Below are 12873 nucleotides of genomic sequence, written 5' to 3'. Positions count from 1 at the left end.
ATACAGGACACCATTATGAAGACAGAACGTCAGGCCACAACCCATCGCGCAACCAGCGAGACAGATATTACGGTGACCCTGGATCTCGACGGATCAGGTAAAGCGAATATTGACACAGGCATTGGTTTTTTTGACCATATGCTGACAGCGCTTTCAAAACACAGCCTGATTGATCTGTCAGTTAAAGTGCAGGGAGACCTGCATATTGACGGACACCATACCGTTGAAGACACCGGCATTGCCATAGGGCAGACCCTCAGACAGGCCCTGGGTGACAAACGCGGTGTTCGCCGGTTTGGTCACGCTCTTGTACCGCTTGATGAAGCCCTGTGTGAAGCGGTTGTTGATCTGTCCGGTCGCCCCTTCCTCGCTTTTGACGCAACCTTTGACCGTGACCGCATTGGCGAAATGGATACAGAACTGGTCGAAGAATTTTTTCGTGCATTCGCAATGTCTGGCCTGCTAACATTGCATCTCACACAAAAAGCCGGGAAAAACTGCCACCATATTGCTGAAGCCGGCTTTAAAGCACTGGCAAGGGCACTCCGCATGGCGGTAGAAGCGGACCCGCGCGCTCAGGATGCAATCCCCTCAACCAAGGGAAAGCTGTAAAGCGTCTGCAATTCCCCCAGGCTCCCTCCATCCCGGAGCTTTTTCTCCGCTGGCCCTCTGCAGGCCGAGAACGTACGAGGTCATATGCCCAACTCTCTCTCCGTTGCCGTAATTGATTATGACGGCGGCAATCTGGCTTCTGCTGCCCGCGCAGCAGAGCGGGCAGCAGAGCTTTCAGGTCTTACTGCTTCTGTTGAGATTACCAGCAACCCCGACGCGGTTCTCAAAGCTGATCGTATTATTCTGCCAGGTCAGGGAGCCTTTGCCGACTGCGCCCGGGGGCTTGCTGCACAACCAGGCCTGAAACAGGCCCTGCTTAAAGCTGTAAGTGAAGGAACACCGTTTCTGGGCATCTGTGTTGGCATGCAGCTCATGGCCGAGCAGGGGCTTGAGCATGGCATAACCCCCGGCTTTGGATGGATCAAAGGTGAAGTCGCTCCTCTTGATGCACCAGGCCTGCGTCTTCCCCAGATGGGGTGGAACTCTCTCTCCTTCACTCGCCCACACCCGTTAACTGAACATCTGGGCAATGACCCGCACGGATATTTTGTGCACTCCTACGCCCTGCGCAACACATCTGCCGATACACTTCTGGCTACAACGGAGTATGGTGGTGCTGTGCCGGCTATAGTCTGTCACAAAAATATGGCAGGCACTCAGTTTCATGTTGAAAAAAGTCAGACTGTCGGCCTGCGTATTATAGCAAATTTTCTGTCCTGGCAGCCTGAGTCACCCCGGTGGGCCTGATGTCAAAAAAGAAAACAGTCAGTCGGATCCTGGAGTTTGAAGACGACGACCTGCAGGCACTATGCGAAGCCGTTAACGCCACAACAATTGATGGCGGAGGGCTTGGCTGGGTACGCCCTCAGGGCGCACAGGTGCTCGAGCGCTATTTTCAGGGGCTTCTGCTCGTACCTGAACGCATGCTTTTTGGCGTACGCCATAAAGAGGTTATTGTAGGCTCTGCCCAGCTTGTTCGCGAGCCTCGCAATAACGAAGCACAGGCTATGTGTGTTGCTCTGAAAAGTCTGTTTGTTGCCCCTTATGCCCGAAGGCAGGGACTTGGCCTGCAGTTGCTAAGTGCCGTTGAGCAGGCAGCACGCAGCATGGGTTATCGCGTCATCAATGCTGATGTACCCGAAACGCAGCGAGCCGCCATACAGCTCTTTATCCGTGCAGGTTTTGAGCACTGGGGCACACACCCTCATTATGCGCAGGTCGATGAGTGCCCGGTTCGCGGGTTATTCTTTTCAAAAAGACTCGACCTGACCTCCCTCCCTCTCCAGCAGCAGAAATAACACCAATGCCTCAGACTGATACCGCTCTTCGTCCTCTCACTCTGTATCCGGCCATTGACCTGAAAGACGGTGCCTGCGTTCGGCTACGTCGGGGTGAGATGGATGATGCAACCGTTTATTCTGATGACCCGGCTGCGCAGGCCCGTGCATGGTGTGATGCCGGATTTAAATGGCTGCATGCTGTTGACCTGAACGGTGCCTTCAGCGGCAAATCAGTTAACACCCCTGCCGTGCGCGCCATTCTTGAAAATACGACAGTACCGATGCAGCTGGGAGGAGGCCTGCGTGACATTCAGGCTATAGCCTCATGGCTTGAAGCCGGCATTACCCGCGTCATTCTGGGCTCAGTCGCAGTCAAAAACCCTGAACTGGTACGCGAAGCCTGTCGTCTCTTTCCTGGTCAGATTGTAGCCGGCATTGATGCACGCTCAGGCTTTGTTGCAACCGAGGGTTGGGCTGAAGTATCAGAAATGCAGGCCCGTGACCTGGCCCTGCGAATGCAGGATGCCGGTACAAGTGCCATTATCTTTACGGAAATCAGCCGTGATGGTATGCTCGAAGGCCTTGATCTGGAACAAACCGTCGAGCTGGCAAACACTGTGAGCATTCCGGTTATTGCCAGCGGTGGTGTTGGGTCAGTCGGGCATCTTGCCGCCTTACGCGAAGCCGCAGCACAGGCTCCTGGTATAGAAGGGGTGATTGTTGGCCGGGCCCTGTATGACGGCAGAGTGTCACCGCAGGAAGCACTTAGGGTACTTGGGTCATGCTGAAGCTGCGCGTTATTCCCTGCCTTGATGTTAAAAATGGCCGGGTTGTTAAGGGGGTTAACTTTGTCTCTCTGCGTGATGCAGGGGACCCGGTTGAGCAGGCTGTTGTTTACGATGCCGCCGGTGCCGATGAGCTGACCTTCCTCGATATTACGGCCAGCAATGAAAACCGTGATACTATCCTTGATGTCGTGACCCGCACAGCAAGACGCATTTTTTTACCTCTGACTGTGGGCGGAGGGGTCCGCACAACAGATGATATGCGTCGCCTTCTGCTGGCCGGTGCTGATAAATGCGCTATGAACTCAGCGGCGGTCTCACGCCCTGAGCTGATTAACGAAGCCGCCAATAAGTTCGGTAGTCAGTGCACAGTTGTTGCCGTTGATGCCAGGCAGTCTGCACCGGGGAAGTGGGAGGTGTATACCCATGGAGGACGCACGCCGACAGGACGCGATGTAACCGACTGGGTACGCGAAGTTGAAGAACGTGGTGCAGGCGAAATTCTGCTCACATCAATGGACAGAGACGGCACCCGTTCAGGTTTCGACCTGTCCTTACTGCGCTCTGTTACTCAGGCAGTTCGTCTGCCGGTTATTGCCTCAGGTGGCGTTGGCGAGCTTGAACATTTTGCCGAAGGCGCACACGCCGGGGCAACAGGTCTGCTCGCTGCCAGCGTATTTCATTTTGGGCAGTTCAGCATTTCTCAGGTTAAAACGGCACTGGCTGCAGCCGGTCTGCCGGTCAGACCTTCTCCCGCTCCATTTCAGGCAAGCCAATCGATATGATTAAGAAAGTCAGCACAAAAACGCCTCCTGTCACACAACAGGACAAAAAAGCAGCAGCGACATCACCTGCGAAGAAAAAGGTGACTGCGAAGCCAAAAGCTGTGCCCACGGTCACGGCTGAACAGCTGGCAGACGTGCATATTCTTGAACGTCTGTTTACACTCGTCGAAAGCCGGAAAGGGACAGACCCTTCACTTAGTCACTCTGCCCGCCTGCTGTCTCGCGGGACCAGCAAAATCGCGCAGAAATTTGGCGAGGAAGCTGTTGAGTGCCTGATCGAAGCAGTAGCCGGTCGTAAAGATGAACTGATTAGTGAGAGTGCTGACGTACTCTACCATCTTATCGTCATGCTGGTAGACAGCGGCGTGCAGCTTAACGACATTTGGGCAGAACTGCATCGCCGGGAAGGAATCAGCGGCATTGCAGAAAAAGCATCACGTCCTAAAAAAAACCTTTCTAAAAAAGGATAAATAATGTCTGTCAGCGGCACCGGAACTTATGAGCCTGGCAATATTTTTGCCAGAATTTTACGAGGCGAAATTCCCTGCAATAAAGTCTTTGAAAATGACTATGTGTTCGCCTTTCATGACATCAGCCCAAAAGCGCCGGTGCACGTGCTGATAATTCCTAAAAAACCTTATGTCTCTTTTATTGATTTCAGCAAAACAGCATCCGCTGAAGAAATCGCTGCCATAATGCAGGCAACAGGGCACATTGCAGCCAGCCTTGACCTTGAAGAGGGTGGCTACAGGGTCATAACCAACGCAGGCCATAATGCCGGACAGGAAGTCCCGCATTTTCATCTGCATCTGATGGGTGGCAAAGCTCTCCCTGCTTTCCCTGGCTAATCGGCATAAAGTTTTCGCCTTACTGATCAGAAGGACCATAATAACATGACGCCAATGGAAATGCTCCTTAACCGTGCATCTCAGGACTCCCTTACTGCACCTGCACCATCTGCGTCAGAACTTTCAGACATTCTGGCGACAGCTATGCGCGCACCAGACCATGGCAAACTCAGACCGTGGCGTTATGTTATCATTGAAGGCGAAGCCCGCCCGCTTGCTGCAGAGCGTATAGTAGCCAGCATGCTCCGTCTTGATGCTCATGCTCCTCAGGCAAAAATTGACAAACGTCGCGATCGTTTTTCAAATATGCCCATGATCATTGCTCTGGGTATGCATTTACGGCCTGATAATAAAATTCCTTTATGGGAGCAGGAAATGACTGTCGCTGCGGGGGCTATGAACATCCTCAATGCACTTTCAGCAACAGGCTTTGGCGGCGTGTGGGTCTCTGGTGATATCACGGAGGATCCCGTTCTCGCAGCCGAGATCGGTTTTGAAGCCCCCCATAAACTGGCAGGTTTTCTTTTTGTCGGCACACCAGCCGGGCAGAACACCCCCTTACCCCGTCGCCCTGACCCTGAGCAGTTCACCGCACGCTGGCTTGGCAGCCCTGTGATTTTTACTGCTGACAGTAAGGAGTAATCATTATGTCAGACAGCATACAAACTGATGTTGTCATAACAGGTGGTGGACCTGTCGGGCTGGCAACAGCTTTATCGTTAGCTGATATTGGCCTGAAAAGTGTTGTGCTCGAACGGGCACCTCTCAGCGCATGGGAAGATCCGGCTTTTGACGGCCGGGAGATTGCTCTGACACACCACTCCGTCAATATTCTTAAAAAACTAAATGCCTGGAACCTTATTCCTGAAACAGCTATCTGCCCGCTTCGTGAGGCACGGGTTGAAACCGGTAAATTTCGTCACCCGCTTACCTTCACGACCAACGGACGAGGTGTCGATGCTCTGGGCTGGCTTGTTTCTAACCATGAGATCAAACGCGCCCTCTATACTGTAGCTGCCCGGCGACCAGAGATTACACTGATGCCAGGCGCGGCCGTAACGGCCATTAATCAGGGTGCTGACCACGCTGCTATTTCGCACACAGGCGGAGAGATAAAAGCTCAGCTTGTTGTCGGAGCAGATGGTCGTTTTTCTGAAACACGCGAACGCTGCGGCATAGGTGCCATTGTGCACGACTTTAAACGTGTGATGATGGTGTGTCATATGTTTCACACCTCACCGCACCATAACATTGCAACACAATGGTTTGATGAAGGCCAGACCGTAGCACTCCTGCCTGTTAACGGAAGTGCATCATCACTTGTTCTGACATTACCTGAAGAGCAAATGCGTCAGCTTCTGGCTCTGCCACGTGATGACTTTAATGCTGCTGTTATGCAACGACTTGGAAACAGACTTGGTACGATGCGCCTGGTCAGCACACAGCATGTCTACCCGCTTAAAGGGGTTTATGCCCATCGTTTTGCCTCACGCCGCCTGGCACTGGTGGGTGATGCTTCAGTAGGTATGCACCCTATCACTGCTCATGGTTTTAACCTCGGCCTGAAAGGGCAGGAGACACTTGCAGATGCCGTCGCATGGAACCTGTCACTCTCAGCTGATGCCGGAGCCGCTGCGGGTTTAAGACGTTTTGAAAAAAAGCACAGACTGGCAACGGCTTTTCTGTTTGCTGGTACAAATGGCCTCGCCTCTCTCTACACCCACGATGGAGCGCCATTCAAAAAAATTCGTGAAACCGGCATTAAGCTTGCGGACTCTTTCCCTCCTTTTAAAAGAGCCGTTACATCCCTGCTGATGGATCGTCATGCAGAAAATAAAAAATATACGTAAATGAAAATAAATATCTAAATTTTACCGGGTTATAATGTGACTATGGCCTTAGCTTAACCCGGTAAAAATCTGCCAGCCTTCTTATTCCAGACTGACAATCCATATTTAATTTTTAAAGTTTATATCACCCACGTCCATAAGATTGCAGGGACTGTTTTAACGCCCGCCTTAGCTGACGCAAAACCCAGCGTGTTTCACGGCTGTTCCAGTTGAATCCTGGTTTTTCAGATTGTTTGTTACGTACCCGCCGGGCATAAGCATTAGTACCTGTTGCAGGCATAGCCATAATATGAGTTTTAACAGATTCTGGCAGAGAGGGGAAAACATCAATCCCGGCTCTTTGTTGTAACTGAGACAAAGAGATGAGCCGGCACTGCGGTGTATTGCTGTTTAAGCATAAATATACAGCCGCTCCATCCGCCACCGGGTCAAACACAGCTTTCCATAATGCAGAAGGAACCATCACGCCATCACGCCCGGTTCGTTTCTGCCCTGTTTGCGGAAACAGAACACCTGTCACAACATAAAGTTCACCATCCTGATATGTCAGCCCTCTGACAACACTTTCTATACCTGCCCAGGCCCCTCTGTTTAAAGCCGACGCCTGTGGCACGATGTTAGAAAGGGCAAAAGATTCCTGCTGAGCTGCAATACCTGCAAAGTCACCGGATGGTGCAAGGTGCCCTCTGTCCCAGCCACTTTTCTCCCAGTCAGATAATTCTCCCCTCTGGCCATATGGCACCCGGGTATCAGGATAAAAAGAGCCTTCACGCTTTGTTCTGGAAGCCTGCTCAAGGTTTTCTTCAACCAGCCACTCCGCTGACCAGACAGGACCTCGTGTCATGGGTGAATTCAGTGTTGCATAAGCTTTATTACACAGGAGCTGCCCATGACTGAGTGCACCACTAACAGCCGGAACAAGCCCTTTATAAAACAATGCACGGCAACCCTCGGTTGCAAAAGCCTGTGTCGACATACCCCACAGGAACACAACACCGGACAGGAAAATTCCGCCTGTCCGCATCATAACTCTCATCTAACTTACCTTAAGGCAATCATAGTCAGCATCAGTGTGATGCCTGACTTTCGTTCTATGTCATTTTCTTACCTATACATGTGGTTGTATTTTCTTGCCAACTAAACCCATGCCCGCACTTTCAGCCGGGCCATGTAAGTAATCACACATTATGTCTCTGGATATTTAAAAAATGACATATATCAAAAAATATTTTCACGAAATAATAACAAATAAAATTTACTTTTTATGTTTTTCTTGATCTCAAAAAAAAACAAACCTACGCTTCATATGTTCTGAAACAACACATATTAAATAAGGTGTTTTTTATGAGTAAGCACTCAGATAAAATTCATACTACTGATTCAGGCATTCCCGTTTCCAACGACCAGTTTTCTCTTTCTGTCGGAAATGATGGTCCTATTCTGTTGCAGGATCATGTTCTGATCGAGCAAATGGCTGCATTTAACCGCGAGATGATCCCTGACCGCCAGCCACATGCAAAAGGAGGCGGGGCATTTGGTCACTTTACCGTCACTCACGATGTCAGCCGCTATACATCAGCAAAATTTTTACAAAAGGGTACAAAAACAGAAGTTGTAGCCCGCTTTTCAACAGTTGCGGGTGAGGGTGGCAGCCCGGACACCTGGCGTGACCCACGGGGCTTTTCTGTCAGATTTTATACAGAAGAAGGCAATTTCGATATGGTGGGTAACAATACCCCCATATTTTTCATTCGTGACCCGATCAAATTTCAGCACTTTATTCATTCACAAAAAAGACGTGTCGATAATGGTCTGAGAGACAACGACATGCAGTGGGATTTCTGGACACTGAATCCCGAAACAGCTCATCAGGTTGCCTGGCTCATGGGTGACAGGGGCATTCCCGCATCGTGGCGCCACATGGATGGTTTCTCCAGCCATACTTATATGTGGGTCAATGCAAAGGGAGAGCGCTTCTGGGTCAAATATCACTTCAAAACGGATCAGGGTATTAAATGCCTGACACAGGAGCAGGCAGACAGCCTTGCTGGCTCAGATGCAGATTATCACCGTCGTGACCTGTACCAGGCCATCAAACGTAAAGAGTATCCAGGCTGGACGCTCAAAATGCAAATCATGCCCTATGATGATGCAAAAAAATATCACATCAATCCGTTTGATCTGACAAAAGTATGGCCTCAGGGCGAATACCCCCTGATTGAAGTTGGCAAGCTTGTGCTTGATCGTAACCCGGCTGATTTCTTTGCTGAAATCGAACAGGCTGCTTTTGAGCCAAATAACTTTGTACCTGGTACAGGTCTTTCACCTGATAAGATGTTGCTGGGCCGATCATTTGCTTATGCTGATGCTCACCGTGCGCGACTGGGGGGCAACTATAAACAAATTCCCGTCAATGCACCGAAATGCCCTGTTCATGGCTACAACAAAGGGGGGGCTATGCGCATCAATAATGCTCATGACCCGGTTTACACCCCTAACTCGAAAGGCGGGCCGGTGGCAGACGGGGTAAGGTTCCCTGAAAATGCTGTATGGAGTGCAGATGGCGAATTTGTGCGCTCAGCTTATACCCTGCGCCCGGATGATGATGATTACTCTCAGGCACGTGCGCTTGTAACAAAAGTCATGGACGATGCCGCGAGAGACCGTCTGGTCAGCAATGTGGTCGGACATCTGTCAAATGGCGTTGAGGAACCTGTTCTCTCAAGAGTTTTTGAATACTGGTCAAATATCGATAAAGATATTGGTCAGCGCATCAAAAACAAATTTACCAGCAAGTAAAAACTACAGCCGGAGAGATCATATCTCTCCGGTTTTTTCATATTTCCAGTCATTTTCTTTTTTAAAAGAAACGGCATAATACGACCATAAAGTCATGATATTCATGATTTATTGGTCATTGAGATAAGGATTGGAAATGATGAAACGTCATATGAAATTTCTGGCTGCGACAGCAACTCTTGCTCTGGCAACCAGCTCTGTCTCTTATGCAGAGCCTGGCGGTTGCCTGAAATATGGCACTGCTGGTGCCGTTGGTGGACACATGGTTGGTCACGGTGTTCTTGGTGCTACCGGCGGATGTGTAACCGGCATGTACAAGCGACATGAATTTCGTAAAGAAGAAAAAGAAAAAGCTGCTGCTTATGACAAAGAGCACCCTGGTGCAAAAGGAACTTATGCACAAAAAGCTACAGCCTATGATGTCGAACACTCAACATCACCTGGAAAAATGGCACCTGATGCACCAGCAGCAAATGAGTCTTTACACTAATATACCACACACCATCCGCCCTGCTTATGCAGGGCGGATAACACATACTACACTCTTACTGTTTTATATCTGATTTTTCAGGTTCAAGAGGTGAGAGAATTTCTTTAATTTCAGTGAGGTTTCCGGAAAGATAAGGGTAACGCAGCCCGTCATGATACGGTAATGAAACTGTGTGAAAATTATCGCTGTCACGCAGTAGCAGTACAACTGGCTGACTATTTTTACCTTTAGCTTCTGTAATGGCTTCTTTAAGCACATCTTCACTATAGGCTTCGTTATTAACAGCGATAATCTGCTGATCACGGGTTATACCTGCATTCCAGGCCGGACCATCCCACAGCACATTCGTCAGGATACCTTTTTTATTAACCTGAAAACCAAGAGAAAACCTGAAATCTGTTGTATGTCGCAATAAAGAATCAGATTTAATAAAATCAGTTGGCTTATCTGAAAAAGCTAATTTAGCACCTGTACGTGTTAAACCATCAAGAGGCGCCATTGGATTAATCTGATCAACCCGCTGATGCAGAAAAGCTGTCCAGTCATAAGGCTGTACACTATTCAGCGTGCTGGAAACTTCACTGATCCAGTATGTGCTGGGCATAACCCGCCCGTTATTCGTACCAAAGAAATCTCCGGCAAAATTATTGAGCGATTTTTCACCATGAGACAGCTTGCGGATCAGTGTATCGACATCAAGCCATATCAGCTGCCCTTCTGAATAATAATCCTCACTACGTTGCCAGTTCCTCCATGACAAAGGTGCACGCTGCGCAATAATCGGGTCATTCGTCGTATCAATAAGCGGGCGCCATTTACGACCTGCCTGAGCACTGTAGGTTGCCGCAACATCAGCTATAGCTTCTTCTGTCTGAGGCACAGTCATAAGACCTGAACGGGCAGCCAGAACATAACCCCAGTATTGAGTCTGCCCTTCATAAACCCACAACCCGCTTCCACGCTGTGGCGTGTTAAAGTTTGCAGCCCACAAGTCAGCCGGACGACGATATTTACCATTCCATGAATGAGTAAATTCATGCGCCAGAAGATCACGTGCTGCAGCAGTTTCATCCCATTTTGTAAAGTAACCCAGCGGACCACTATTCTCACTGGATTCATGATGTTCCAGACCAATGCGTCCCAGATGCTCGGTCAGAGCAAGCAAAAAGTCATAATGCTTATAATGATGAGAACGGAACAGCAGCGTTGCCTGTCTGACCAGCTCTTTATGACGAGCAATCTGGTCATGAGTGGCGTTCAGATATTGCGGTTTATCAGCCATCACATTAAGTGTGACAGGCACCTGGTCACCTTGTGTCAGGTCAAACTTACGGAAGTATTTCCCTGCAAAAATGGGGGAGTCCACCAGCGTGTTAAACATAACTGATTTAAAGGTAACTGTATTACCTTTTTGCGGGCCATCAGCACGCAAAGCCGTACCATATTGCCAGCCTTCAGGAAGAATAACCTGGGATACAACCGGTATTTGCCGTGTATAATAACCAGCAGGATAAAGGGAAACAGCTGACCATTGTATGTTTTCCATCACATCCGTCATCACAACGCGTCCCTCATCAGGAGAGACCGGTGAAAGAAGCTGATATGACACATTCAGTTCACGCGTACCGGCAGGAACTGTAATATGAAAAGCACTTACTTCAACTGTATCACGATGCCACGGCAGAACCTCTTTACCAGAGCGCACTTCTAATCCACCCACCTGGTCAATCGTGCCGGAAGGAGAGTGATCACCTGGCAGCCACATAGGGTAAAGCAGAATAAAATCACCACCTTTTTGAGACAGTTCAGGCGGGAGAGTAACAACTTCTTTTATACTCATGATACGACGGCTTAAATCAGTCGCGTCAACGCTGATCTGCATTTTGCCTGGGTAGGGGATATCTTGAGGCTGAGGGAGAGGGGAGGGGACGGGCACCTGCTGTGGCGCAGCTGTTTGTGCCTGTGCAGCTACTGCACACAAATCCAGTCCTAAAAAAACAGAGCAGAGCAAGGCTGCCCGATGGTATAGTTTCATCTGATATTTCCTATTAGATTTGTCTCTATAAAGACAAAAATATCAGATAATTCCAGAGCAATACAAAAATTTAATAGCTGACCTTAGCTTTAAGCATAACAGCGCCTGTATTGCTCTGAACTTATAAAACTACCGGAGCAAACCTGTATGCCCGATTGAATAACGACCAGGCTGAGGCCATACCGTCAGACCATGAGGCTCTTTGCCAACAGGAATTTTCTGCATATCTCCGGTTTCTGTATCAATTTTATATACGACATCATCAAAACGACCAGAGAGCCAGAGATATTTACCATCTGCGCTGACATTACCCATATCAGGGCTGCCGCCACCAGGAATAGGCCAGTTATTAACAATTTTATTCGTCGCAAAATCAATAACCGTCACACCCCCTGCTTTACTATGAGGGTTACCATGAATTTTATGCGAACCACGATTGGCAACATACATTTTTGTTCCATCACGGCTGGGGTAAAGCCCGTGTGTGCCAACACCAGTATGAATAAATCCGATCTCGCGGAATCTATCCCCGTCAACGAGGAACACACCATCGGCCATCATATCAGCAATATAAAATGTCTTGCCGTCAGGTGAAATCAGAATATCCTGTGGCATACCACCACCTGAAAGCTTCAGATATCCTAATACTTTTTTATTAACTGTATCAACTTTCACCAGATGTCCGCCAAACTCACAGGTGAAAATGGCATAGCGACCATCAATTGAAAAATCAGCATGGTTCACCCCCTTACAGTCAGGGGTCTGCACAGACTGCTGCAGTTCCATTGTATGCGGGTCACGAAAATCAAGGCGTTTACGTGCCTCGGCAACAACAATGGCAGACTTACCATCTGGTGTGAAATACATATTATAAGGGTCATCAACAGCAACAGCCGCACCAGCTTTACCAGTCTGCGCATCAATCGGGGTCAGACTGCCGTCAAATGTGCCCTCAGCATTATTCGTCACCCACAGGGTCTTAAGGTCCCACGAAGGTACAACATGCTGTGGACTTTTACCGACCTTAATCGTCTCAACAACTTTGTTCGTATGCTGGTCAATAACAGAAACACTGTTTGAACGCAGATTGGGCACATAAACCCGTTCAGGATCAGCTGCGATCTGCGGCGCAATATGCCCCACACCTGTTTCACTATATAAATTAGAAGCATCGGTAACAGCCGGCATGCCAGGAATAGTCTGAACCGCAGGCACTCCACCCTGTTGTGAAGCTGATGAAACCGTCTGCGCAGACACAAGGTCATAACCTGTACCAAGCATGACAAAAACAGCAGTTGCCGCTGTCAGATGTCGTTTAAATACCATAGTTTTATATGCCTATTATTTGAATGATGCCTGTCACAATACAAAAAACAGGCATTTCTCCAT

12 protein-coding genes and 1 pseudogene are annotated in these 12873 nt (G+C 49.0%); 10 read left to right on the top strand and 3 right to left on the bottom strand.

What is annotated here, in order from left to right:
- Positions 1-15: 15 nt before the first annotated feature.
- The 8 genes and pseudogenes from hisB to ubiM all read left to right on the top strand — a co-directional run bounded on the left by hisB (position 16) and on the right by ubiM (position 6160).
- Complete coding sequence (gene hisB / locus GOB58_RS02065; RefSeq protein WP_086553763.1) at positions 16-612, top strand: imidazoleglycerol-phosphate dehydratase HisB; 597 nt, start codon at positions 16-18, stop codon at positions 610-612.
- An 84-nt stretch (positions 613-696) separates the two neighbouring features.
- Complete coding sequence (gene hisH / locus GOB58_RS02060; RefSeq protein ID WP_086553762.1) at positions 697-1359, top strand: imidazole glycerol phosphate synthase subunit HisH; 663 nt, start codon at positions 697-699, stop codon at positions 1357-1359.
- A pseudogene (hisA, locus tag GOB58_RS02055) lies at positions 1359-2680 on the top strand (1-(5-phosphoribosyl)-5-[(5-phosphoribosylamino)methylideneamino]imidazole-4-carboxamide isomerase). The gene hisH and the pseudogene hisA overlap by 1 nt, the downstream one beginning before the upstream one ends.
- Complete coding sequence (gene hisF / locus GOB58_RS02050) at positions 2674-3462, top strand: imidazole glycerol phosphate synthase subunit HisF (protein WP_086635654.1); 789 nt, start codon at positions 2674-2676, stop codon at positions 3460-3462. Before hisA ends, hisF begins: the two are co-directional and overlap by 7 nt.
- A complete protein-coding gene (locus GOB58_RS02045; RefSeq protein WP_086635653.1) occupies positions 3459-3932 on the top strand; it encodes a phosphoribosyl-ATP diphosphatase in 474 nt (157 codons plus the stop codon). Before hisF ends, GOB58_RS02045 begins: the two co-directional genes overlap by 4 nt.
- 3 nt (positions 3933-3935) lie before the next feature.
- Positions 3936-4310: a histidine triad nucleotide-binding protein gene (locus tag GOB58_RS02040; RefSeq protein WP_173559182.1), complete on the top strand. Its 375-nt coding sequence runs from the start codon at positions 3936-3938 to the stop codon at positions 4308-4310.
- 45 nt (positions 4311-4355) lie between these two features.
- Positions 4356-4952, top strand: coding sequence for a nitroreductase family protein (locus GOB58_RS02035; protein ID WP_173559181.1), 597 nt, complete (start codon positions 4356-4358; stop codon positions 4950-4952).
- Positions 4953-4957: 5 nt separating this feature from the next.
- The gene (ubiM, locus tag GOB58_RS02030) at positions 4958-6160 is read left to right on the top strand and encodes a 5-demethoxyubiquinol-8 5-hydroxylase UbiM (protein WP_173559180.1); all 1203 of its coding nucleotides are present in this window, start codon (positions 4958-4960) and stop codon (positions 6158-6160) included.
- 124 nt (positions 6161-6284) lie between these two features.
- Here the strand turns inward: ubiM and GOB58_RS02025 are convergent, their stop codons facing one another.
- Complete coding sequence (locus tag GOB58_RS02025; RefSeq protein WP_206752254.1) at positions 6285-7196, bottom strand: DNA/RNA non-specific endonuclease; 912 nt, start codon at positions 7194-7196, stop codon at positions 6285-6287.
- A 308-nt stretch (positions 7197-7504) separates the two neighbouring features.
- On the opposite strand from GOB58_RS02025, the gene GOB58_RS02020 reads away from it, so the two are divergent.
- Both GOB58_RS02020 and GOB58_RS02015 read left to right on the top strand, forming a co-directional pair.
- Positions 7505-8959, top strand: a complete 1455-nt coding sequence (locus GOB58_RS02020; RefSeq protein WP_173559178.1) for a catalase — start codon at positions 7505-7507, stop codon at positions 8957-8959.
- Positions 8960-9110: 151 nt separating this feature from the next.
- A complete protein-coding gene (locus GOB58_RS02015) occupies positions 9111-9449 on the top strand; it encodes a hypothetical protein (protein ID WP_086553864.1) in 339 nt (112 codons plus the stop codon).
- Positions 9450-9504: 55 nt separating this feature from the next.
- Here GOB58_RS02015 and GOB58_RS02010 read toward each other — a convergent pair whose 3' ends face one another.
- A complete protein-coding gene (locus GOB58_RS02010; protein WP_173559177.1) occupies positions 9505-11484 on the bottom strand; it encodes a M61 family metallopeptidase in 1980 nt (659 codons plus the stop codon).
- A 129-nt stretch (positions 11485-11613) separates the two neighbouring features.
- The gene (locus tag GOB58_RS02005) at positions 11614-12810 is read right to left on the bottom strand and encodes a YncE family protein (RefSeq protein ID WP_173559176.1); all 1197 of its coding nucleotides are present in this window, start codon (positions 12808-12810) and stop codon (positions 11614-11616) included.
- Between the last annotated feature and the right edge of the window lie 63 nt (positions 12811-12873).

This window comes from Acetobacter thailandicus, from assembly GCF_011516655.1.
GTDB classification, from domain to species: Bacteria; Pseudomonadota; Alphaproteobacteria; order Acetobacterales; family Acetobacteraceae; genus Acetobacter; species Acetobacter thailandicus.
This window is presented reverse-complemented; position numbering and strand designations above follow the sequence as displayed.